This is a genomic window from Streptomyces sp. EDA2-14 (genome assembly GCF_054963755.1).
In genome coordinates this window covers 13217-35080 of sequence record NZ_JBUEGE010000023.1, presented here as the reverse complement: position 1 = coordinate 35080, position 21864 = coordinate 13217, and the positions used below count along the sequence as shown (strand labels likewise).

Annotated in this window: 20 protein-coding genes; 7 read left to right on the top strand and 13 right to left on the bottom strand. The window is 71.1% G+C overall.

The genetic code is table 11. The features are described from left to right. Positions 1 to 102: 102 nt before the first annotated feature. The 3 genes from smc to ACY34M_RS36005 form a co-directional block, all read right to left on the bottom strand. The gene (gene smc / locus ACY34M_RS36015) at positions 103 to 3669 is read right to left on the bottom strand and encodes a chromosome segregation protein SMC (RefSeq protein ID WP_462722707.1); all 3567 of its coding nucleotides are present in this window, start codon (positions 3667 to 3669) and stop codon (positions 103 to 105) included. A gap of 248 nt (positions 3670 to 3917) precedes the next feature. Then, positions 3918 to 4118: a hypothetical protein gene (locus tag ACY34M_RS36010; RefSeq protein WP_356388941.1), complete on the bottom strand. Its 201-nt coding sequence runs from the start codon at positions 4116 to 4118 to the stop codon at positions 3918 to 3920. Positions 4119 to 4499: 381 nt separating this feature from the next. After that, a complete protein-coding gene (locus ACY34M_RS36005; protein WP_462722708.1) occupies positions 4500 to 4781 on the bottom strand; it encodes an acylphosphatase in 282 nt (93 codons plus the stop codon). Between the two features lie 143 nt (positions 4782 to 4924). Between ACY34M_RS36005 and ACY34M_RS36000 the strand changes: the two genes are divergently transcribed. Beyond that, positions 4925 to 5860, top strand: a complete 936-nt coding sequence (locus tag ACY34M_RS36000; protein ID WP_462722709.1) for a CAP domain-containing protein — start codon at positions 4925 to 4927, stop codon at positions 5858 to 5860. Positions 5861 to 5910: 50 nt separating this feature from the next. On the opposite strand, the gene mutM is transcribed toward ACY34M_RS36000, so the two are convergent. From mutM to kdgD, 10 genes are all read right to left on the bottom strand, one after another. Further along, a complete protein-coding gene (gene mutM / locus ACY34M_RS35995) occupies positions 5911 to 6774 on the bottom strand; it encodes a bifunctional DNA-formamidopyrimidine glycosylase/DNA-(apurinic or apyrimidinic site) lyase (RefSeq protein WP_462722710.1) in 864 nt (287 codons plus the stop codon). 85 nt (positions 6775 to 6859) lie between these two features. Beyond that, on the bottom strand, positions 6860 to 7642 hold the full coding sequence (rnc, locus tag ACY34M_RS35990) for a ribonuclease III (protein WP_462722711.1): 783 nt from the start codon (positions 7640 to 7642) through the stop codon (positions 6860 to 6862). Between the two features lie 7 nt (positions 7643 to 7649). Continuing rightward, on the bottom strand, positions 7650 to 7823 hold the full coding sequence (gene rpmF, locus ACY34M_RS35985; protein ID WP_381837144.1) for a 50S ribosomal protein L32: 174 nt from the start codon (positions 7821 to 7823) through the stop codon (positions 7650 to 7652). 2 nt (positions 7824 to 7825) lie between these two features. Then, complete coding sequence (locus tag ACY34M_RS35980) at positions 7826 to 8470, bottom strand: YceD family protein (protein ID WP_450810685.1); 645 nt, start codon at positions 8468 to 8470, stop codon at positions 7826 to 7828. A gap of 144 nt (positions 8471 to 8614) precedes the next feature. Further along, positions 8615 to 9712, bottom strand: coding sequence for an ATP synthase F0 subunit B (locus ACY34M_RS35975; protein WP_462722712.1), 1098 nt, complete (start codon positions 9710 to 9712; stop codon positions 8615 to 8617). Between the two features lie 83 nt (positions 9713 to 9795). Then, positions 9796 to 10275, bottom strand: a complete 480-nt coding sequence (coaD, locus tag ACY34M_RS35970; protein WP_389282690.1) for a pantetheine-phosphate adenylyltransferase — start codon at positions 10273 to 10275, stop codon at positions 9796 to 9798. Between the two features lie 26 nt (positions 10276 to 10301). Then, the gene (gene rsmD, locus ACY34M_RS35965; protein WP_462722713.1) at positions 10302 to 10901 is read right to left on the bottom strand and encodes a 16S rRNA (guanine(966)-N(2))-methyltransferase RsmD; all 600 of its coding nucleotides are present in this window, start codon (positions 10899 to 10901) and stop codon (positions 10302 to 10304) included. 244 nt (positions 10902 to 11145) lie between these two features. Continuing rightward, positions 11146 to 13356, bottom strand: coding sequence for an ATP-dependent DNA helicase RecG (recG, locus tag ACY34M_RS35960; RefSeq protein ID WP_462722714.1), 2211 nt, complete (start codon positions 13354 to 13356; stop codon positions 11146 to 11148). A 48-nt stretch (positions 13357 to 13404) separates the two neighbouring features. Further along, the gene (locus ACY34M_RS35955) at positions 13405 to 14376 is read right to left on the bottom strand and encodes a 2-hydroxyacid dehydrogenase (protein ID WP_462722715.1); all 972 of its coding nucleotides are present in this window, start codon (positions 14374 to 14376) and stop codon (positions 13405 to 13407) included. Between the two features lies 1 nt (position 14377). Then, positions 14378 to 15292, bottom strand: a complete 915-nt coding sequence (gene kdgD, locus ACY34M_RS35950; protein WP_462722716.1) for a 5-dehydro-4-deoxyglucarate dehydratase — start codon at positions 15290 to 15292, stop codon at positions 14378 to 14380. A gap of 270 nt (positions 15293 to 15562) precedes the next feature. Between kdgD and ACY34M_RS35945 the strand changes: the two genes are divergently transcribed. The 6 genes from ACY34M_RS35945 (at position 15563) to ACY34M_RS35920 (ending at position 21861) form a co-directional block, all read left to right on the top strand. Then, complete coding sequence (locus ACY34M_RS35945; RefSeq protein ID WP_462722717.1) at positions 15563 to 17134, top strand: ABC transporter substrate-binding protein; 1572 nt, start codon at positions 15563 to 15565, stop codon at positions 17132 to 17134. 70 nt (positions 17135 to 17204) lie between these two features. Then, on the top strand, positions 17205 to 18134 hold the full coding sequence (locus tag ACY34M_RS35940) for an ABC transporter permease (protein ID WP_462722718.1): 930 nt from the start codon (positions 17205 to 17207) through the stop codon (positions 18132 to 18134). Between the two features lie 10 nt (positions 18135 to 18144). Beyond that, complete coding sequence (locus ACY34M_RS35935; protein ID WP_462722719.1) at positions 18145 to 19140, top strand: ABC transporter permease; 996 nt, start codon at positions 18145 to 18147, stop codon at positions 19138 to 19140. Continuing rightward, a complete protein-coding gene (locus tag ACY34M_RS35930; RefSeq protein WP_462722720.1) occupies positions 19137 to 20129 on the top strand; it encodes an ABC transporter ATP-binding protein in 993 nt (330 codons plus the stop codon). The genes ACY34M_RS35935 and ACY34M_RS35930 overlap by 4 nt, the downstream gene beginning before the upstream one ends. Further along, on the top strand, positions 20126 to 21148 hold the full coding sequence (locus ACY34M_RS35925) for an ABC transporter ATP-binding protein (RefSeq protein WP_462722721.1): 1023 nt from the start codon (positions 20126 to 20128) through the stop codon (positions 21146 to 21148). The genes ACY34M_RS35930 and ACY34M_RS35925 overlap by 4 nt, the downstream gene beginning before the upstream one ends. Beyond that, complete coding sequence (locus ACY34M_RS35920) at positions 21145 to 21861, top strand: sulfite exporter TauE/SafE family protein (RefSeq protein WP_462722722.1); 717 nt, start codon at positions 21145 to 21147, stop codon at positions 21859 to 21861. The genes ACY34M_RS35925 and ACY34M_RS35920 overlap by 4 nt, the downstream gene beginning before the upstream one ends. Positions 21862 to 21864 lie beyond the last annotated feature (3 nt).

The window sequence follows — 21864 nt, the reverse complement described above, 5'->3', positions numbered from 1 at the left end:
CATGTTTTGAAGTCAATACTTCGGGTGCTGTGAATTTGAGGGCATGGCGTGTCGCAAAGTGTTCAAGAGTTGAACACTGGTAGAGGGTTGCGCCCGACCGGCCTAGCTCAGCCGCTGGCTGATCACCTTCGACACCCCGTCGCCCTGCATGGAGACGCCGTACAGCGCGTCGGCGACCTCCATCGTGCGCTTCTGGTGCGTGATCACGATGAGCTGCGAGGCCTCCTGCAGCTCCTGCATGATGCGGATGAGCCGCTGCAGGTTGGTGTCGTCGAGGGCGGCCTCGACCTCGTCCATCACGTAGAACGGGCTGGGCCGCGCCTTGAAGATGGAGACGAGGAGCGCCACCGCGGTCAGCGAGCGCTCGCCGCCCGAGAGCAGGCTGAGCCGCTTGACCTTCTTGCCCGGCGGGCGGGCCTCGACGTCCACACCAGTGGTGAGCATGTTCTCCGGGTCGGTCAGGATCAGCCGCCCCTCGCCGCCCGGGAACAGCCGGCTGAACACGCCCTCGAACTCGCGCGCCGTGTCCCGGTAGGCCTCGGTGAAGACCTGCTCGACGCGCTCGTCGACCTCCTTCACCACTTGAAGCAGATCGGCGCGGGTCTTGCGCAGGTCCTCCAGCTGCTCGCTGAGGAACTTGTGGCGCTCCTCCAGCGCCGCGAACTCCTCCAGAGCCAGCGGGTTGACCTTCCCGAGCTGCTGGTACGCGCGCTCCGCGGACTTGAGCCGCTTCTCCTGCTCCGAACGGACGAACGGGCGCGGCTTGTTGCGCGGATGCTCTGGGTCCTCGGGCAGCTCCTCGCCCTCGGCGGGGAGCGAGGGCGGCACCAGCTGGTCGGGACCGTAGTCCGCGACGAGCCCTGCCGGTTCGACACCGAGTTCCTCCAGCGCCTTGGTCTCCAGCTGCTCGATCCGCAGCCGCTTCTCGGCGCCGAGTACCTCGCCCTTGTGGACCGAATCCGTCAGCTTGTCGAGTTCTTCCTTCAGCTCGCGGCCGCGCGCCCGCTCGGCGCCGAGCTCCTGCTCGCGGGCCGCCTTCGCCCGTTCGGCCAGCGTCCGCTCCTCGTCGGCCCTGGTGATGGAGACCTCGACGTGGGCGAGCAACTGGCGGGCACCGGAGGCGACGGCCTCGGCGACGGCGGCCTCGTACTGGCGGCGGGCGCGCTGGCGCTCGGCACGCGCGCGTGCGTCGCGCTCGGCGCGGGCCGCCCGGTCCAGCGAGTCGGCCCGCCCGGCGAGCCCCTTCACCCGCTCCTCGTGCGTACGTACCTGGAGGCGCGCCTCCATCTCCGTCTGCCGCGCGTTGGCCCCGTCGGCGGACAGGCGGTCGCGCACGGACGTGTCCGGTTCCTCGTCGGCGGGCATCTCCTCGGCGACCGCAAGGCGCTCGGCCAGCTCCTCGGCATCCTGTACGGCCTTCTCCAGGGCGTCCTGCGCCTTGGCCGCGGCGGCGGCGCTGCGCTCGGCCTCGCCCGCGGCGCCGCGCGCCTGCCCGGCGAGCCGGCCGAGCTGCTGCGCCCGCCCCGAACGCTCCCGCTCTATCACCCGCTGCTGCTGGGCCAGCTCCTCGACGAGCGCGGCGGCCTCCGTGCGCCGCTCGGCCGCGGTGTGCTGCGCCTCGGCCCACTGCTCGCACTGGGCCGCCAGCTCCTCCAGCTCGGCGGCGGCCTCGTCGACGGACGCCTGCACCTCCAGGAGGCTGGGCGCCCCTGCCGACCCGCCGTGCGCGAAGTGCGCCCCGAGCAGATCCCCCTCGGCGGTCACCGCGGTCACCTCGGGCCGCGCGTACACCAGGTCCTCCGCGTCCTCCAGCGTCCCCACGACCACGATGCCGCGCAGCAGCCGCCGCACGGCGGGCATCAGCTCGGCGGGTCCGCGGACGAGTTCGGCGGCGTACGGGGGTCCGCCCGGCTGCTGCGGCCCGGAGGCGGAGCCGTCCGCGTCGCTCGCGTCGCCCGCGAGCAGCAGCGCCGCCCGCCCCGCGTCCTGCTTGCGCAGCAGGCGAATCGCTTCGGCGGCGGCGGTGGGCGTGCTCACCGCGATCGCGTCGGCCGCCGCGCCGAACGCGGCCGCCACCGGCACCTCGTACCCCGGCGCCACCGACAGCAGCTCGGCGGCGGGGCCGAGCAGCCCGGCAAGACGTTCCTGCGCGCCGAGCAGCGCGCCGGTGCCGTCCTTGCGCCGCAGTCCGAGCGCGAGCGCCTCGTGCCGGGCCGCGAGCGCCGCACGCTTGCGCTCCCCGGACGTGGCGGCCTCCCGCGCGCTGCTCAGGGCGGCCTCCGCCTCGGCGAGCGCGGACTTGGCCTCCTCGTGCCGCGCGGACAGCTCCTCGTCACCGGCGTCGAGCCCGTCGACCTCGGCCTTCAGCTGCTCGTACTCCTCCTGCGCGGTGACCGCCCGCTGCTGCGCCTCGTCGCGGGAGGCGGCGAGCCGGTCGATCTCGGACTGCGCGGAGGCGGCCCGCGAACGGGCGGCGTTGACCTGCCCCTGAAGGCGGGCGAGACCTTCCCTGCGGTCGGCGATGGCCCGCGCGACGTCCTTGAGCCTGCGCTCCTCGACCGCCAACTCACGCTCGAGCTCCGAGCGGTGGGCGACCGTTTCGTCGAGGGCGACCTGCGCCGCTTCGAGGGCGGCCTCCAACTCGGCCTCCTGCTCGCGCACCCGCGCGGCCTCGCGCTCCAGCTCCTCGGGGTCGCGCCCGCGCCGCTCCTCGGTCGGCGCCGAGGTGGCGCTCTTGATCCGCGCGTCGGCCAGCGACACCGTGCCGCGCACCCGCTCGGCCAGCTGCGACAGCTCGTACCAGGTCTGCTGGGCCCGCTGCAGCCGGGGCGTCAACTGCCGGACCTCGTCCTCCAGATGCCCCTCGCGCAGCAGCGCCTTCTTCAGCTCGTCCTCGGCCGCGCCCTTGCGCCGCTTCAGCTCCGCCTCGTCGGCGACCTCGGTACTGAGCGCCGTACGCAGCCGCACGAGGTCGTCGGCGAGCAGCCGCAGCCGCGCGTCGCGCAGATCGGCCTGGATGACGGCGGCCCGCCGCGCGACAGCGGCCTGCCTGCCCAGCGGCTTCAGCTGCCGCCGCAGCTCTTCGGTGAGGTCCTGTACGCGCGAGAGATTGGCCTGCATCGCGTCCAGCTTCCGCAGCGCCTTCTCCTTGCGCTTGCGGTGCTTGAGGACGCCGGCGGCCTCCTCGATGAAGGCCCTGCGTCCCATGGGGTCGGCGTGCAGCACGCCGTCGAGCTGTCCCTGGCCGACGATCACGTGCATCTCACGGCCGATGCCGGAGTCCGACAACAGCTCCTGGATGTCGAGAAGTCGACACGTGTCGCCGTTGAGCTGGTACTCGCTGCCGCCGTTGCGGAACATGATCCGCGTGATGGTGACCTCGGCGTACTCGATGGGCAGGGCGCCGTCGGAGTTGTCGATGGTGAGCGAGACCTCGGCGCGGCCGAGCGGGGGCCGCCCGGTGGTGCCGGCGAAGATGACGTCCTCCATCTTGCCGCCGCGCAGGGATTTGGCGCCCTGCTCACCCATGACCCAGCTCAGGGCGTCCACGACATTGGACTTGCCCGAACCGTTGGGGCCCACGACACAGGTGATGCCCGGCTCGAACCGCAATGTGGTGGCCGAGGCGAACGATTTGAACCCTCGCAGGGTCAGGGCCTTGAGGTGCACGCCGTCGGACTCTACCCGGCACCCCTGTCTCACTCCATGAACCCACGGTTTCACCCGTGAACATGCAGGGCACATCAGACGTAAAGAACGTCAGGAGTCAACGCCGGGAGACGACGTCAGGGAAACCGGTGCGCGGGGGCGCCCGGAGTCACGGTCCGCAGAAGTAAGGGACGCCGAAGCGTCCCTTGGATGTCACTGTCGAGCTGCTGGTTACGGGCGGGCCCGACCACCTGCGTCGCTAGGGGTGGTCAGGTGAGCGCAGGCTCCGCCTGGGGTACGTCGACCTCGAAGTGAGCGTCGTGAGAAGCGGCAGCCGCGAGCGCGTCGTTCTCCGCCTGGATCCGACCAAGCTCGGATTCCAGATCCTGAACGCGCTGCTGGAGCCGTCGCATCTCGGCGAGGAGTCGCGGGTCGCTGCCGCCGACGTAACCGAGAAGCGCCTTTGCCATGATGGATGGTCCTCCACAATGAGTGACCGACCGAAGCGGTGTGGGTCGTGAGGGAATCGCACCCGCGGTGCTTGGCACTTCTTGTATTGCTGCCGTTCTCACATGCCAAACAGCTAAGGTGCGCGGGGACTTCCAGAGTCTCACCAAAAAGTTTGACGGTCAACACGATCACGCCCCGTATTGGCGGGCAAACCTGGGGCCGCGCGCCGCAGAACCTGCGGTGCGGCCTCGCCGTCGGTACCCGGGGGCGTGGAGATCATTCGTTCCCGCGGAGCCTGCCACGAGTCCCCGTTCTTGGCAACCACCAGCGCGTTTCTGTCGAGCGCAGGCGCCCGTGGCACCCCCCGCGCCCCCTCGCCCCCATCCGCCCGCGGTGACGGTTCAGCGGATGGCAAAGCCGTCGTAGCCGCCGCGCGGCGTGTCCCAGATCTCAGTCACTCCGTCGACCCGGCCGGGCGTGTCGCTGCCGTGCAGCCAGTCGAGCAGTTGCTGACACGCGTCGCGCGGGCCCTCGGCGACGACCTGGACACGCCCGTCGTCGAGATTGAGAGCAAAGCCACACAGGCCGCCGATCTCCAGCGCACGGGCACGGGTGAACCACCGGAAACCCACACGTTGAACACGTCCTCTCACCCAGGCGGTGAGTCGTACTTCTTCGTTCATGTGTGCACGCTAACCGGCCAAAAGCACTCGGAGCACTTCTCCACCAAGGGAGTTGGGGTAGCGTCGCCGACCGTCGAACCTCACTCGTACGAGTGAGAAGCACGCGCCACAGTGACGACCCCGAGGACCAGGAAGGCCAGGACATGGGACGCCACCGACGCTCCGCCGCCGGCCGCCCGCACGCGAGCGACTTCGCGCAGGGCTACGCGGAGTACCCGCAGCCCTCCGAGTCGTCCGGGCAGCCCGGCACCACTCAGCACCGCAAGAAGCGCGACGGGGTCCCGCTGCGCACCGGTCTGCTCGGTGCCTCGGCCGCGGTCGCGCTGGGCGCGGTCGCCGTGACCTCGGGCCTGATCCCCGGCCTCGGCGGTTCGAAGCTCGGCGGCGGCAACGGCAGCGACATCGAGGCGGCCGACTCCCCCGACGTCACGGCCCAGGGCAGCACGGGCGGCCCCGTCGACCGGGCACCGTCCGCGGCGAGCCGCGACACCGACCGGGCCACGCCGTCCGCCTCGCCGTCACGCTCCGCCTCGGCCTCCGCGCCACGGTCCACGGAGCCCTCGAAGCAGCCCCGGACGTCCCAGTCCTCGGCAGGCGGTACGAAGACGAAGAGCGCGAGCCCGTCGACCTCCGCCCCCTCGGCCCCGGCGAGGACGAAGTCGCCCTCCGCCGGCAACGGCGGCAGCTCGTCGGCCACGGCGGAGAAGGTGGCCGCGGCCCGGGTCCTCTCCCTCGTCAACAAGGAGCGCTCCAAGGTGGGTTGCTCCCCGGTGACGGCGGACAGCGGCCTCGCCTCGCTCGCCACGGCGTTCAGCGACGACATGGCCGCACGGGACTTCTTCGACCACACGGACCCCGACGGGGCGACGCCCTGGGACCGGGCGAAGAAGGCGGGCATCACCGACCTCGGCGGCGAGAACATCGCCCGCGGCCAGGCCAACGCCCAGTCCGTCATGGACTCCTGGATGAACAGCCCCGGCCACAAGGCGAACATCCTGAACTGCGACTTCAAGACCCTGGGCGTCGGCGTGCACTTCGGCTCGGGCGGTCCGTGGTGGACGCAGGACTTCGGGTACTGAGCCCTGCCGGGTGAGTCCTTGCGCGTGCGTGAGCCCTTGCGCGTGAGCCCTTACGCGACAGTGGCCCGCGGCGGTCGCTGGCAGCGCGGGCAGTAGTAGCTGGACCGGTTCATCCACGGGCGCCGGCGCATCGGTGTGAAACAGCGCCGGCACGGCAGCCCCTCGCGCCCGTACGCGTCGAGCGACCGGTCGAAGTAGCCCGACTCGCCGTTCACATTCACGTACAGGGAGTCGAAGCTCGTCCCGCCGACGCTCAGCGCCGCGTTCATCACATCCCTTACGTGGCCCAGGAGTTCGGCCGTGCGGGGGCGCGTGAACGTACCCGTGGGGCGCTCGTAGTGCAGCTTCGAGCGCCACAGCGCCTCGTCCGCGTAGATGTTGCCGACGCCGCTGATGAGCGACTGGTCGAGCAGGGCCCGCTTGATGGTGGTGCGCTTCGCGCGCAGCGCGGTGTGGAACGCGGCGTCGTCGAAGAGGGGGTCGAGAGGGTCGCGGGCGATGTGCGCGATGACGTCGGGCAGTCCGCTGTCGTCGGCGTCGTGCAGCGACAGGCCGCCGAACGTGCGCTGGTCGACGAAGCGCAGCTCCGTGGCCAGGTCGTCGGCGAACCGGACGCGGATGCGCAGGTGCTTCTCGTCGGGGGCGTCGTGCGGCTGCACCAGCAGCTGGCCGCTCATGCCGAGGTGGGCGAGGACGGCGGTGTGGGTGTCGGCCAGGGGCAGCCACAGGTACTTTCCGCGGCGGCTGGGCTCGCCGATCGTCCGGCCCTTGAGGCGGTGCGCGAAGTCCTCGCCGCCCGCGATGTGCCGGCGTACGGCGCGCGGGTGCAGCACCTCGGCCTCGGCGACGGTCCGCCGCGCCACCCACCGCGCGAGCCCACGCCGGACAACCTCAACTTCGGGCAACTCTGGCACGACGGTCCTCCGGAAGGGAGCGGGTGGCGAAATGCGGCGCCCGCCCCTCCGGGGACCGGTGGGGCGGGCGTAGGAAACGGGGCGGTCAGGAGTCGGCCGACTCCGCGGCCTTGGCCCGCTCGTCCGCGGCAGCGCGAATCGCACGCCACGCGGACTCAGCGGCCTGCTGCTCCGCTTCCTTCTTGCTGCGGCCGGTGCCGGTGCCGTACGAGACGCCTCCGACGCGGGCGGCAGCAGTGAAGGTCTTCTCGTGATCCGGGCCGGTCTCGGAGACCAGGTACTCGGGCACGCCGAGTCCCTCCGTCGCCGTCAGCTCCTGGAGACTGGTCTTCCAGTCCAGGCCGGCACCGAGATTCGAGGACTTCTCGATGAGCGGGTCGAACAGCCGGTGGACGAGTTCGCCCGCCGCGTCCAGACCCTGGTCCAGGTACACCGCACCGATCACCGCTTCAAGGGTGTCGGCGAGAATCGACGCCTTGTCCCGGCCGCCCGTGCCCTCTTCGCCCCGGCCGAGCCGGATGAAGGAGCCCAGGTCGAGCCCGCGGCTGACCTCCGCAAGTGCACGCGAGTTGACCACCGCGGCCCGCAGCTTGGCCAATTGGCCTTCCGGCAGGTCGGGGTGGGTGCGGTAGAGAGTGTCGGTGACCACGAGGCCGAGCACCGAGTCGCCCAGGAACTCCAGGCGCTCGTTCGTCGGCAGGCCGCCGTTCTCGTACGCGTACGAACGGTGTGTCAGCGCACGCACCAGAAGGGCGGACTCGAGCTTGTACCCGAGCCGCCCTTCCAGAAGCGTGTGGGACGAGGCTGTGGTGTCCACCTTTTTCTTGGCGTCATCCGCCTTCTTGGGGCTCGACACTGTGCCTCTCACCAGCCGCTCAGACCTCGAGGACCTGGCGCTTGTTGTAGGTGCCGCAAGCGGGGCACGCGATGTGCTGCTGCTTGGGCTCCTGGCAACGCTCACACGAAACCAGGGTGGGGACCGCAGCCTTCCACTGCGACCGGCGGTGGCGCGTGTTGCTGCGCGACATCTTCCGCTTCGGAACAGCCACGGCTACTTCTCCTGCTTCTCGTCGACGCCCGCTTCCGCTTCGGCGCCGCTCATCTCGTCCTTCTCGCCGTCCTGGATGGATTCAGCGAGTCCCTGCAAAGCCGCCCAACGGATGTCGACGGCGTCGTGGTGGTGGCCCGGCTCGTCCGAGAGTCGCACTCCGCATTCGGAGCACAGACCCTCGCAGTCTTCCTGGCACACCGGCTGCATCGGCAGTGCGAGCACCACCGCATCACGCAGCACCGGCTCGAGGTCGAACAGGCCGTCCTCGAGAAAGAGCCTGTCCTCGTCGTCCTCGGCGTCGTCGCCAGCGTCGTCCTTGGGACGGCCCCGGTCGTCGGCGTCAGGGTACGAGAACATCTCCTGGAAGTCCGCGTCGACCTCTTGGACGACGGGCTCCAGACACCTTACGCACTCCCCCTTCGCCGATGCACGGGCGGTGCCTGTGACAAGCACCCCTTCCATGACCGACTCCAGTCGGAGCTCGAGCTCCACCGGGGCGCCTTCCGGCACCTCGATGACCCCCAGGAGACCGAACTCCTTGGGGGCGTCGATCGTGCGGGACAGCCGCTGCATGGCACCGGGACGCCGCCCCAGCTCGTGCGTATCGAACACGAACGGGTTGCGGTGGTCGAGATGCGTGCTCAGGGCTGGTCCTGCTTTCGTTCTTCGAAGCTCATGGGGGGTTGCCGCCGCGATTTTCCGGGCAGCTCGGAACGCACGTGTACGCGCGACCGAAGAACCAGGGTACTGGACCTTTCGCTCATGGCCCAATCTGCCCCCGGACCCGCCTCAGCGCCCCTGCTCGTACTGCCGCATCTGTTCCAGGCTGATCATGCTCGTGTCGAAGAGACTCGTCTCGTCGAGCGCGCTGTCCTGAGCCTGCTGCTGTCCCTGCTGCGACTGCTGGTGCTGGTGCTGCTGCTGGTACGCGTACGGGTCCTGCTGCTGGTGCTGCTGGTACGCGTACGGATCCGGCTGCTGCTGGTAGGCGGCGTACGGGTCCGCCTGGTAGGTGCCGTACGCGTCCTGCTGGCCGTAGGGCTGCTGCTGCTGGTAGGCGGCGTACGGATCCTGGCCCTGCTGCTGCGCGTACGCGGGCGCGGGCTCCGGGGCCTGGGCCGGGATCTGGGGCATCTGCGGGGCCTGTGCGGCGGCCTGCTGGTCCTGGGTGCCGATCTCCGCGAGGCCCGCGAGGTAGTCGGCGTCGCTGGTGTGCGCCTGCCCCTCCCCGTCCAGGGTCAGCGCGCCGAGGTCGTCGCTGGCGATGCGGCCGTGCAGCTTCTGGCGGCCCTTGCCGACGGCCTCCAGGGTCTTGGCGAGCACCGCCTCGAAGGCGCCGAGCTTGGTGTCCACGTAACTGTCGGCGTCCCGCCGCAGCGTCTCCGGGTCGTGGCTGCGCTCGGGGGCGTCCTCGTCCTCGTAACCCGCCTCGTCGAGGCCGGGGCCGGTGCCTAGCAGCTTCTCGCGGCCGCGGCCGACCGAGCCGAGCGTCTTGTTGAGGACGACCTCGAAGTTGGCCAGCTTGGAGTCGACGTAGTCGTCGGCCTCCGCCTTGACCTCCTCGGCCTCCTGGCGGGCCTCGGCGAGGATCCGGTCGGCCTCGGCCTGCGCGCGGCGGGCGATCTCCGTGTCGGCGATCAGGGTGCCGCGCTCGGCCCGCGCCTCACCGATGATCCGCTCGGCCTCGGCGTGGGCCTGCTCGACCATCTGCTCGCGGCCGCCGATGAGCTCCTGGGCCTGGGCGAGGGAGCCGGGCAGCGCCTGGCGCACCTCCTCGAGCATCGCGAGCAGGTCGGCGCGGTTGATCACGCACGAGGCCGACATGGGCATCGAGCGCGCGCCGCCGACCGTGCCGACGATGTCGTCGAGCTTCTTCTGCACGTCCACCGTGTGCTCGCCACTCTCTCGTTCTCGTCAGAGGGTTGTTGGAGACGGACAAGGCGACTGTAAGCCCAACTGGCGCGTGCGTGTCACTTCTTGGGAAGACGCTCGGTCAATGCCTCGTGGACCAGCGGCGGGACCAGGTGCGAGACGTCGCCGCCCCAGGCCGCGACCTCCTTGACCAGGGAGGACGACAGGAAGCTGTACGTCGGGTTGGTGGGGACGAAGAGCGTCTCCACGCCGGACAGGCCGTTGTTCATCTGGGCCATCTGCAGTTCGTAGTCGAAGTCGCTGACGGCGCGCAGGCCCTTCACGATGGCCGGAATGTCGCGCTGCTTGCAGAAGTCGACGAGGAGGCCGTGGAAGGCCTCCACCTCCACGTTGCCGAACTCGGCCGTGACCTCGCGGATCAGTTCGATCCGCTCCTCGACCTCGAACAGCCCCTTCTTGGACTGGTTGATCATCACCGCGACGTGCACGACGTCGTAGAGCTTGGAGGCTCGGGCGATGATGTCGAGGTGGCCGTTGGTGATGGGGTCGAACGACCCCGGACAGACTGCGCGGCGCACGGGAAGTCCCTCGCTCTCCGGTCCGGTCATCGTGCGTCGTCGCACGTGAGGGTGGTGTTCAAGGCGGCGCGACCGTACCAAAACGTGCCTTCGCCGTAGCGACGGGACCTCAGCCCCTCGAAGCCGTCCGGCCACCGGAATTCGCCGCCTCTGGTGCTGCGTTCCACGGTGACGAGCGCTTCGTCCGCGAGCCAGCCCCGCGTACGGAGTGTGAGCAGAATCTCGCGAAGATCGTCGTCGGAGACGGCGTACGGAGGGTCGAGAAAGACCAGGTCGTAGGGGGCGCTTGGGGGCGGCCCCGCGATGATTTGCTCCGCTTTTCCGGTACGTGCCTCGGCTCCCGGCAGGCCGATCGCGCGGATGTTGTCGCGGATCGTGCGGGCGGCCCGGGCGTCGGCCTCGACGAGCAGCGCGTGGGCGGCGCCGCGCGAGAGTGCCTCCAGGGCGACGGCGCCGGAGCCCGCGTACAGGTCGGCGACGCGGGTGCCGGTGAGGCTGCCGCCGAGCAGGGCCTGCCAGGTGGAGAAGAGGCCCTCGCGCGCCCGGTCGGACGTGGGCCGTGTGCCGGTGCCCGGTGGCACGGCGAGGCGGCGTCCGCCGGCGGTTCCGGCGATCACGCGGGTCATCGCGCAGGTACGTCCTTGTCTTCCGCGGCTTGTGGTGCGGGTCCAGTCTGTCAGGACGCCGACATCCCTCGCCTGCCGGGCAACCTGCGGCCCCCGCCCCCACGCCACGGGGCTCCGCCCCGGACCCCGCTGCTCAATCGCCGCAGGGGCTGAAAAGATCGGGGCTCCGCCCCGGACCCCGCGCCTCAATCGCCGGCGGGGCTTGAAGTGCCCGGGCCTTGGAAGACGGGCGACGCGGGGTGGGTCAGCCCTTGTCCAGGTACTGTTCGCGCTCCTCGTCCAGGAGGGCGTCCAGGGCGATGCGCAGGGCCGGCAGGCGGTCCAGCTCCGGGTCCGCCGTGACCACCTTCGTGGCCTCCTCCCGCGCCTCCGCGATGATCTCCTCGTCCTCGATCACGGCCAGCATGCGCAGCGACGAGCGCACACCGGACTGGGCCTGGCCGAGGACGTCGCCCTCACGCCGCTGCTCCAGGTCGATGCGGGAGAGCTCGAACCCGTCGAGCGTGGAGGCGACCGCGCCGAGCCGGGCGCGGGCCGGGCTGGCCTCGGGCATCTCGGTGACCAGAAGGCACAGACCCGCCGCCGAGCCACGGCCCACACGGCCCCGCAACTGGTGGAGCTGCGAGACGCCGAACCGGTCGGCGTCCATGATCACCATCGCCGTCGCGTTCGGCACGTTCACACCGACCTCGATGACGGTCGTCGCCACCAGGACGTCCGTCTCCCCCGCCGCGAACCGGCGCATCACCGCGTCCTTGTCGTCGGGCTGCATACGACCGTGCAGTACCTCGACCTTGAGGCCCTGGAGCGCCCCGTGCGCCAGCTCGTCCGCGACGTCGAGCACGGCGAGCGGCGGCCGCTTCTCCGCCTCGTCCTCCGCGGACTGCTTCTTGGCGGCGCCCTTCTTGGGCTTCTCGTCCTCGTCGTCGCCGATGCGGGGGCAGACCACGTACGCCTGGTGCCCCTTGCTCACCTCCTCCCGCACGCGCTCCCAGGCGCGCGCGAGGAAGTGCGGCTTGTCGGCCGCCGGGACCACGTGGCTGGCGATCGGCGAGCGGCCGGCCGGCAGCTGGTCGAGGACGGACGTCTCCAGATCGCCGAAGACCGTCATGGCCACCGTGCGCGGGATCGGCGTCGCCGTCATGACGAGGAGGTGCGGGGGCTGCTTGCCCTTGGAGCGCAGCGCGTCGCGCTGCTCCACACCGAAGCGGTGCTGCTCGTCGACGACGACCAGGCCCAAGTCGTCGAACTGCACCTTGTCCTCGATCAGCGCGTGCGTACCGATGACGATGCCGGCCTCGGCCGTGGCGAGGTCGAGCAGGGCCTGGCGGCGGGCGGCCATGCCCATGGAGCCGGTGAGGAGGACGACCTTGGTGGCGTGCTCGGAGCCGCCCAGCATGCCGCCCTCGGCCAGCTCGCCCATCATCTCGGTGATGGAGCGGTGGTGCTGCTGGGCGAGGACTTCGGTGGGCGCGAGCATCGCGGCCTGACCGCCCGCGTCGACGACGGCGAGCATGGCGCGCAGCGCCACCATCGTCTTGCCGGAGCCCACTTCGCCCTGGAGCAGCCGGTGCATCGGATGCTCGGTGGCCAGGTCGTCGAAGATCTCCATGGAGACCTTCTGCTGGCCGTCGGTGAGCGTGAAGGGCAGCTTCGCGTCGAAGGCCGTCAGCAGGCCGTCCGGCTTGGGAGCGCGCGCGACCGCCGTCAGCTGTGTCTCCGCGAACCGGCGCCGGGCGAGGGCCACTTGGAGGACGAACGCCTCGTCCCACTTCAGGCGGTCACGGGCGGCGGCGATGTCGTCCTTCGCATGCGGCCGATGGATCTTGAGCAGGGCCTCGGGCAGCGGGACCAGGCCGCGACCCTCGCGCAGCGACTCGGGCAGCGGGTCCTCGGCCTCGCGCGCGCTGGGCAGCACCAGGTCGACCGCCTTGGCGATCTTCCAGGACTCCAGCTTGGCGGTGGCCGGGTAGATCGGCAGGAGCGCCCCGGCCCACGATCCGACGGCCTCTGCGGCGTCCTCGGAGGACTCGGCGTTCAGCAACTGGTACGCGGGGTGCGCCAGTTGCATCTTGCGGTTGAAGACCGAGACCTTGCCGGCGAACATCGCGCGGGTGCCGGGCAGCAGGTCCTTGTGCGGCTTGTGGATGCCGCGGCCGAAGAAGACGAGCTGGAGCTGGCCGCTGCCGTCGGTGATGGTGACTTCGAGGCGCTGGCCCCTGCCGCCGTTGAACTTCAGGATGCGGGCGGTGGCGACCTGGGCGACGACCGTGACGTGCTCGTCGAGCGGCAGCTCGGCGAGGCGGGTGAGCTCGCCCCGCTCCGCGTATCTGCGCGGGTAGTGGTGGAGCAGGTCGCCGACCGTGTGCAGGCCGAGATGCTCGGCCATCACCTTCGCGGTGGCGGGGCCGAGCACCTTCTTCAGTGGTTCTTCGAGCGCGGGCACGAGATCCATTGCACACCACGCCACTGACAATGGCCGAACGCCTCCCTGAAACGGGCCTCAGCCCATCTCGGGAACCGGCGTCACCAGCTTCCCGTGCTCCAGGTACGAGGTCAGGTTGTCGAGGGTCAGCCGTTCCATCTCGTCGCGGGTCTGGTCGGTGCCGCTGGCGAGGTGCGGCGTGAGCACCACGTTGTCCAGGGCGAGGAGCTCCTGCGGCACGTGCGGTTCGGCGGCGAAGACGTCGAGTCCCGCGCCGGCGAGGCCGCCCGTGGTCAGGAGCTCGACCAGCGCCGTCTCGTCGACCACGCTGCCGCGCGCGATGTTGACGAGGTACCCCTCGGGTCCGAGCGCCTCCAGGACCTCGCGGGAGACGAGGCCCTGGGTGGCGGCGCCGCCCGAGGTGGCGATCACCAGGACGTCGACGGCCGCGGCGAGTTCGGCGGGCGAGGCCGCGTACGCGTAGTCGACGCCGGGGACCTCGCGGCGGCTGTGGTAGCTGATCGGGCAGCCCATGGCGGCGAACCGGGTGGCGACGGCCCGGCCGATCCGGCCGAGGCCGAGCACGCCGATCCGGGCGCCGCTGACCCGCCGCGCCAGCGGGAAGGCGCCCTCGCGCGGCCAGCGTCCCGCCCGTACGTAGCGGTCGGCCGCGGAGAGTCCGCGCAGCGTGTCGAGCGTGAGGCCGAGCGCGGTGTCGGCGACGCAGTCGGTGAGCACGTCGGGGGTGTTGCTCACCAGGATGCCGCGCCGCCGGGCGAGCTCGACGTCGGTGGTGTCGTAGCCGACGCCGAAGTTCACGACGGCGCCCAGGCGCGGAAGCGCGTCCATGAGTCCGGCGTCGACCCCCGCACGCCCCGAGGTGACGACGACGCCGACCGCACCCCCGTGCTCCGCGAGGAAGGCGTCGCGCTCAGGCCCCTCCTCCGGAAGGACGAGGGCGTCGTACGTGCCGCGCAGCGTCTGCGCGAGCGAGGGCTTGAGCGAGCCGACGGCGAGGACGCGGCCGGCGGGCGCTTCGGTACGGGACATGTCAGACCACCTTCTTCACGAGTTCGGCGAGTTCCGCGTGCTCCGCCTCGGTGAGGTCGGTCAGCGGTGGGCGGACCGGGCCCGCGGAGTGACCGGAGACGGTCAGGCCCGCCTTCACGATCGACACCGCGTAGCCGGGCCGCCGGTCGCGCAGGGCGATGTAGGGCAGGACGAACTCGCGCAGCCGGTCGTAGACCTGCTCCCTGTCATGGGCGCGGACGGCGGCGTAGAAGTCGCAGGCCCACTGGGGAGCGAAGTTGAAGATGGCCGACGAGTAGGTGGTGGCGCCGAGTTCGAGGTAGGGCAGGGCGTAGGTCTCGGCCGTCGGGAGGCCGCCGATGAGGACGAGCCGGCCGTCGTGCTCGGCGTGCAGCCGGGCCATCAGGTCGATGTCGCAGACGCCGTCCTTGAATCCGATGAGGTTGGGGAAGCGGGCGACGAGCCGGTCCACCGTCTCCGCGCGGAAGCGGGCGTTGGCCCGGTGGTACACGATCACGCCGAGCGAGGTGGCGGCGCAGACCCGTGCCACGTGTTCGTAGAGCCCCTCCTGGCCGACCTCGGTGAGGTAGGGCGGCAGCAGCAGGATGCCGTCGGCCCCGCCCTCCTCCGCGCGCCGGGCCATCTCCACCGCGGTCGCCGTGCCGTAACCGGCCGCCCCGACGACCGGCAGCCCGTCCGGCGCCTCGGCGACGGTCGCCCGCAGCACGGCGTCGACGTCGGTGTGGCTGAGCGAGAAGAACTCCCCGGTGCCGCCCGGGGCGAAGAGGCCGGCCACGTCGTACCCGGTCAGGCGCCGCAGGTGGGCCCGGTAGGCCGGCTCGTCGAAGGCGTGGTCCGCGGTGGTGTGGGTGACGGGGAAGGACAGCAGGCCGGAGCCCAGGACGCGGCGCAGGTCGTCGGGTGAGAAACGGGCCATCGAACATCTCCAGGGTCAGTGGCGGATGAGGCCGGCTCGGCGCAAGCTAGCAGACATCGATCACGGATAGGAATGCCGTCTACATATGCGTACGCCATTCCTGTCCGCCCTTCCCGCCCGCGCCCGCCCGGAGCGCCGCCACACCTCAACTTCCGTGCCTGTGCAATCTCTTGACGCGTCTCAGAACCCACACTTACCGTGCGTCCACAAATTGAAACGGCGTCTACATCCGTGGACAGGCTGTGCGTCTGTCGCGGTGGAGGAAGCCCCATGCCCCCAGTTCTCACCCACGGTCGCGCCCGGGCCGGTACGCGCCGCCGGCGGGCCACTCTCGCTCTGACGCTCGTCTGCACGCTCCCCCTCAGCGCCTGCACCGTGGCCAACAGCGCGTCGGTGACGGCGGGCAAGGACACCCTCCGGATCGTGCTGCCGGAGGAACCGAACACCCTGGAGCCCTGCGACGGCTCGCAGACCACCACGGGCGTCGTGACGCGCTCCAACATCACCGAGCCGCTCACCGAGCGCGATCCGCGGTCCGGGGAGCTGACACCGAAGCTCGCGACCGGGTGGAAACGCACCTCCGCCACCGAGTGGACGTACGCCATCCGCAAGGGCGTCCGCTTCAGTGACGGATCCCGCTTCGACGCGAAGGACGCCGCGTTCTCCATCGACCGGGCGGTCAACTCCGACTTCGGCTGCGACGTCGAGGGCTACGTCTTCGGGGACATGGACGTGAAAGTGGCGACGCCCGACGCCCACACGCTGAAGGTGACGACCCCCGAGGCCGACCCGATCCTTCCGCTGCGGCTCTCCTTCGTCGAGATGGTGCCGACGTCCACCGCCCCGGACAAAAAGGTGCGCGAGCCGATCGGCACGGGCCCGTACCGCATAGCCGACTGGGAGCCCGGCCTGCGGCTCTCCCTCGCGGCGAACAAGCGGTACTGGGGCAAGGCCCCCGCGTACCGCGACGCCCTCTACCAGTGGCGCCCCGAGGGCAGCGTCCGCGCCTCCATGGTCACCAACGGCGAGGCGGACGTGGCCACGTCGATCGGCCCGCAGGACGGCGCGGGCGACACCGCGGTCCCCTACCGCAACAACGAGACCACCGCCCTGCGGATGCAGTACACCGAGGCCCCGCTGAACGACAGGCGCGTACGCCAGGCGATCAACTACGCGATCAACCGCAAGGGCATCGTCGACTCCCTCTACCAGGGCGACGCGAAGGTCGCCGCCCAGCTCGTCCGCTCCGGGGTCACCGGATACGACACACAGCTGAAGCCCTGGCCGACCGATCCCGCGAAGGCCAGGAAGCTACTGGCCGAGGCCAAGGCCGACGGGGTCGACGTGAGCAGGCAGATCCAACTGGTCGCCCGCACCGCACAGTTCCCGAAGATCGAAGAGACCGTGCAGGTCGTCCAGCACGAATTGGCCCAGCTGGGCCTCGACATCAAGATCCGGATGACGGACACCGCGGGCAGCTCCGAGTTCCAGGAACGCCCCTTCCCCGACAATCCGGGCCCCTATCTGATGCTGATCCAGCACGGGAACCAGGCCGGTGACGCCGCCTTCACCATGGACCAGTACCTCCTGAGCAAGGGCTTCCAGAGCTCCGGCGGGACCGCCGCGTTCGACCGGAGGATCCGCGCCGCCGAGGCGCTGACCGGGGCGGACCGCCAGAAGGCGCTGGCCCGGATCTTCTCCGAGGAGCCGACCGAGATCGCCCAGTACGCCTATATCGCGCACATGTACGGCATCATCGCGCTCGCCCCGGGGGTCCGGTACCGGCCGAACTCCTCGACCGGTGACGAGATGCGCCTCGCCGAGTTCACCCACTCCGACTGATCGCGCGGCGGGCGCGCGACGCGTGCAGCGCGGGCCCGCCGCCCGGTCCATCTCCGACTTGGGGACAGCGATGTTCCATTTCCTCCGCCGCCGCGCGCTGACCAGCATCCTGCCGCTGGTCGCGGTGCTCCTCGGGGTCTTCGTCCTCGCGCGGCTCACCGGCGATCCCTCGTCCTTGTACCTGCCCGAATCCGCCACCCCGGCCCAGCGCGCCGCCTTCGCCGCGCGCAACGGCTTCGACGACTCGATCTGGCAGCAGATCACCGACTACTTCGGCGGTGTCCTCCGGCTCGACTTCGGCGAATCGCTGCGCACCGGCGAGTCCGCGGCGACGATGGCGCTGCGGGCCTTCCCCGCCACGCTGCAGCTCGCCTTCACGACGATGCTGATCGCCGTCGTCGGCGCGGTGGTCATCGGCAGCTGGGCCGCCTACCGGCCCAACTCCTTCGCCGACCGTGTCTCTTCGTTCCTGTCCATGACCGCCGCGAGCGTGCCCGACTTCTGGTTCGCGATCACCGGCGTATGGATCTTCTCCGTGACGCTCGGGGTGCTGCCGACGTCCGGCGTCACCGACGGCATGCTCTCGTGGGTGCTGCCGGTGGCCACGCTGGCGATCCGGCCGCTCGGCGTCCTCACCCAGGTGGTGCGCGGCGCCATGGTCTCCGCGCTCTCCGCCCCGTACGTGCGTCTGGCGCGCAGCAAGGGCGCCGGCAGCGTCCGCGTGGTCAGCCACCACGCGCTGCGCAACGCCGCCGCGCCCGCGCTCACCGTCGCGGGCGACCTCGCCGTCTCCCTGGTCAACGGGGCCGTGGTGGTGGAGACCATCTTCGGCTGGCCGGGCATCGGGAAACTGATGATCGACTCCATCCTGGGCCGCGACTTCGCGGTACTCCAGGCCGCGGTGCTGATCACCGCGATCACCATCTTCGCGCTCAACATCCTCATCGACGTCTGCTACGCGCTGCTCGACGCGCGCGTACGCGAGACGGCGACGGCCTGAGGAGGACTCCGTGAGTACCTCGATCGACAAGCCCGTGCCCGAGCCCCTGCCCGACACCGCACCCGCCGAGGCCGAGCCCTCCCCGCCCCGTGGCAGCCAGGTCCCCTTGTGGCGAATGCTGTTGCGCGACCGGGTCGCCACCGTGGCGGCCGTGCTGCTCGCCCTGATCGCGCTCACCGCGCTCCTCGGCCCGCCCCTGCTCGGCGACGCCGCCACGGACCAGGACCTGACGAACGCCAACCAGGCGCCGTTCTCCCTCGACCACGGCTGGCTGGGGGTCCTCGGCACCGATCCGCTCGGCCAGAGCGTGCTGGCCCGGCTCGTCGTCGCGGCCCGCACCACGTTCAGCGTGGCCGTGCCCGCGGTGCTGCTGGCCCTGGCCGTCGGCTCGCTGATCGGCATGTGGGCGGGCTACCACCGCGGTCGCAGGGAGACGGTCGCGATGCGGATCGCCGACGTCATCATGAGCTTCCCCTCGCTGCTCATGGCGGTCGTCGTGCTCTTCGTCTTCTCGCCGAGCATCGCCAACCTCGTCCTGGTGCTCACCGTCACCCGGCTCCCGGTCTATCTGCGCACCGCCCGATCCGAGTCCGCCGAGCTGCAGAGCCGCCTGTTCGTGGACGCGGCGCGCACCTTCGGCACGTCCAGCGGGGCGATCATCCGCCGGCACGTGTTCCCGATCGTGCTGCCGACGCTGCTGACCCTCGCGACGCTCGAATTCTGCTACGTGATGCTCGCCGAGTCCTCGCTGAGCTTCCTCGGCATCGGCATCCAACCGCCCGACGTGAGCTGGGGGTTGATGGTCTCGCAGGGGCGGACGTATCTGCAGAGCGCCTGGTGGCTGACGTTCTTCCCCGGCCTCGCCATCGTCGTCACGACGGTGTCGGCGACCGTGCTCGCCTCCTGGGCGCGGCTCGCCACCGATCCCGCGCAGCGCTGGCGCCTCGCGCTGCCCCGCACGGCGCGCCGCCGCGCCACCCCGGCTCCGCAGGAGGCCACGTCGTGACCGCGACCACCACCACCGCCACGGCCCTCGAAGTCGAGGACCTCAGCGTCGACATCCGCACTCCGCAGGGCACCGTACGCGCCGTGGACAAGGTCAGTTTCCGGGCGCGGCGCGGCCGGACGCTGGCCCTGCTCGGCGAGTCGGGCTGCGGCAAGTCGATGACCGCGCAGGCCGTCGTGTCCCTGCTGGGCCCGGCCGCCGAGGTGAGCGGGGGCCGGGTGCTGCTCGACGGCACCGACCTCATCGCGGCCGACGAGCGGACCCGCCGCGCGCTCGCGGGGCCCGGACTCGCCATCGTCTTCCAGGACGCGCTCACCGCCCTCAACCCGGTCTACACGGTGGGCACCCAGCTCGCCGAGCCGTTCCGGATCCACCGCGGGATGTCCCGCAAGGAGGCCCGCAGGGAGGCGATCGAGCTGATGGCCCGGGTCGGCATCCCGGAGCCGGAGAGCCGGGTGGACGCCTATCCGCACCAGTTCTCCGGCGGCATGCGCCAGCGTCTCCTCATCGCCATCGCGGTCGCGCTCTCCCCGTCCGTGCTGCTCGCCGACGAGCCGACGACGGCCCTCGACGTCACCGTGCAGGCGCAGATCATGCAACTGCTGCGGGACCTGCGCGCCGAGCGGGACATGAGCGTCGTCCTGATCACCCACGACCTGGCGCTCGTCTCCGAGCAGGCCGACGAGGTCGTGGTGATGTACGCGGGCAACGTGGTCGAGTCGGGGCCCGTACGAGAGGTGTTCGGCGCTCCCCGGCATCCGTACACGAAGGGCCTGCTGGACTCGGTGCCGGTGCACGCCGCACGCGGGGAGGATCTGAAGTCCATCGGCGGCGCCCCGCCGGAGCTCCACTCCATCCCGGCCGGCTGTGTCTACCAGGACCGCTGCCCACTGGTGCGCGACCTGTGCCGTGCGAAGCGCCCCGGGCCGACCGAGGTCGCGCCGGGCCGCACGGCCGCCTGCCACTTCTCCGACGAGGTGAACCGATGAGCCATGAGCCGCTTCTCCAGGTACGCGAACTCACCAAGACCTTCCAGGTCCAGGGTTCGGGCAAGGGGCGCAGTCTGCGGGCCCTGAACGGCATCTCCTTCGACCTGCGGCGCGGCGAGACCCTCGGCCTCGTCGGGGAGTCGGGCTGCGGCAAGTCCACGCTGGCCCGCACGCTCCTCATGCTGGAGCGGCCCGACGGCGGCGAGATCCGCTTCGACGGCGTGGACCCGTTCGCGCTCAAGGGGACGGAGCTGCTGGCCTGGCGGCGCCGGGTGCAGATGGTCTTCCAGGACCCGTTCGCCTCGCTCAACGCCAGAATGACGGCGGGCCAGATCATCGCCGAACCGTGGCGCACCCACAGGACCCTGCACCGCACGGCCGCGGAACGATCCGCCCGCATACGGGAGCTGCTCGACCTCGTCGGGCTGCGCAGGGGCGACGAGCACCGCTACCCGCAGGAGTTCTCCGGCGGTCAGCGCCAGCGCATCGGCATCGCCCGTGCGCTCGCCCTCTCCCCCGACGTGATCATCTGCGACGAGCCGGTCTCCGCGCTCGACCTGTCCGTGCAGGCCCAGGTGCTCAATCTCCTCAACGACCTGCAGCGGCAGCTCGGCGTCAGCTATCTCTTCATCTCCCACGACCTGTCGGTGGTGCGGCACGTCGCGGACCGCGTGCTGGTGATGTACCTGGGCGGGATCGTGGAGCAGGGCGACACGGAGTCCGTCTTCAACCGCGCCCTGCACCCGTACAGTTCGGCGCTGATGTCGGCCGCGCCCTCGCTGGACACCGGCGCGCGCCGCGAACAGATCATCCTCCAGGGCGAGTTGCCGTCGCCGCTCTCGCCGCCCTCCGGCTGCCGTTTCCGTACGCGCTGCTGGAAGGCGACCGACGCGTGCGCCTCGGCGGCGCCCGGCCCGGCCGCCGACCCGCGGGACCCGGGGCACACGGCCGCCTGTTTCCATCCGCTCCAGGACGCCGCGGGGCCCGTGGCCGCGGGCGGGGGCGGGGGCGCCCGATGACGCTCACCGGCTGTCTGGTCGTCGCGGTCGCGGTGGTGCTCGCCGCCTGTCTCCAGGCGTCCATCGGCTTCGGCATGGGAATGCTCGCGGCGCCGGTGGTCGCCTTCGTCGACCCGTCCCTGGTGCCGGGGACGCTGATCATTCAGGCGGGCGTGCTCACCCTCCTGGTGACGGTGACCGAGCGGCAGCACATCGATCTGCGGGGCACCGGCTGGGCGCTGGTCGGCCGGGTGCCCGGCACGGTCGCCGGGGCGCTGCTCGTGACCGCGCTGCCGCCGCAGGGGCTCACCCTGATGCTGTCCGGGGTGGTGCTCCTCGGCATCGTCCTGACCTGCTTCGGCTGGGCCCCGCGCCCGCACCGGCCGACCCTGGTGCTGGCCGGGTCCGCGTCCGGCCTGCTCGGCACGGCGACCTCGATCGGTGGGCCGCCGATGGCCCTGGTCTGGCAGGGCAAGGACGCGCCGGTGCTGCGCGGCACCATGAGCGGGTTCTTCCTCGTCGGCTCGGTGCTGTCCCTCGCGACGCTCGCGTCCACGGGGGCCATCGGCAGGCACACCCTCCTGATGTCCGCCGTACTGGCCCCCGCATCGGTCCTCGGCTACGCCCTGTCCCGCTACGTCAACCGCTTCCTGGACGCGCGGCGGCTGCGCCTGGTCGCGATCGGGGTGTCGACGCTGGGGGCGGTGCTGCTGATCGGGGAGCAGCTGCTGTGACCG

What these genes read in the sequence shown, in the direction of transcription:
- ACY34M_RS36010 (WP_356388941.1), bottom strand. Translation starts at nt 4,118, where the DNA reads ATGGCAAAGGCGCTTCTCGGTTACGTCGGCGGCAGCGACCCGCGACTC.
- ACY34M_RS36005 (WP_462722708.1), bottom strand. Translation starts at nt 4,781, where the DNA reads ATGAACGAAGAAGTACGACTCACCGCCTGGGTGAGAGGACGTGTTCAA.
- ACY34M_RS36000 (WP_462722709.1), top strand. Translation starts at nt 4,925, where the DNA reads ATGGGACGCCACCGACGCTCCGCCGCCGGCCGCCCGCACGCGAGCGAC.
- rsmD (WP_462722713.1), bottom strand. Translation starts at nt 10,901, where the DNA reads ATGACCCGCGTGATCGCCGGAACCGCCGGCGGACGCCGCCTCGCCGTG.
- recG (WP_462722714.1), bottom strand. Translation starts at nt 13,356, where the DNA reads ATGGATCTCGTGCCCGCGCTCGAAGAACCACTGAAGAAGGTGCTCGGC.
- ACY34M_RS35955 (WP_462722715.1), bottom strand. Translation starts at nt 14,376, where the DNA reads ATGTCCCGTACCGAAGCGCCCGCCGGCCGCGTCCTCGCCGTCGGCTCG.
- kdgD (WP_462722716.1), bottom strand. Translation starts at nt 15,292, where the DNA reads ATGGCCCGTTTCTCACCCGACGACCTGCGCCGCGTCCTGGGCTCCGGC.
- ACY34M_RS35945 (WP_462722717.1), top strand. Translation starts at nt 15,563, where the DNA reads ATGCCCCCAGTTCTCACCCACGGTCGCGCCCGGGCCGGTACGCGCCGC.
- ACY34M_RS35940 (WP_462722718.1), top strand. Translation starts at nt 17,205, where the DNA reads ATGTTCCATTTCCTCCGCCGCCGCGCGCTGACCAGCATCCTGCCGCTG.
- ACY34M_RS35925 (WP_462722721.1), top strand. Translation starts at nt 20,126, where the DNA reads ATGAGCCATGAGCCGCTTCTCCAGGTACGCGAACTCACCAAGACCTTC.
- ACY34M_RS35920 (WP_462722722.1), top strand. Translation starts at nt 21,145, where the DNA reads ATGACGCTCACCGGCTGTCTGGTCGTCGCGGTCGCGGTGGTGCTCGCC.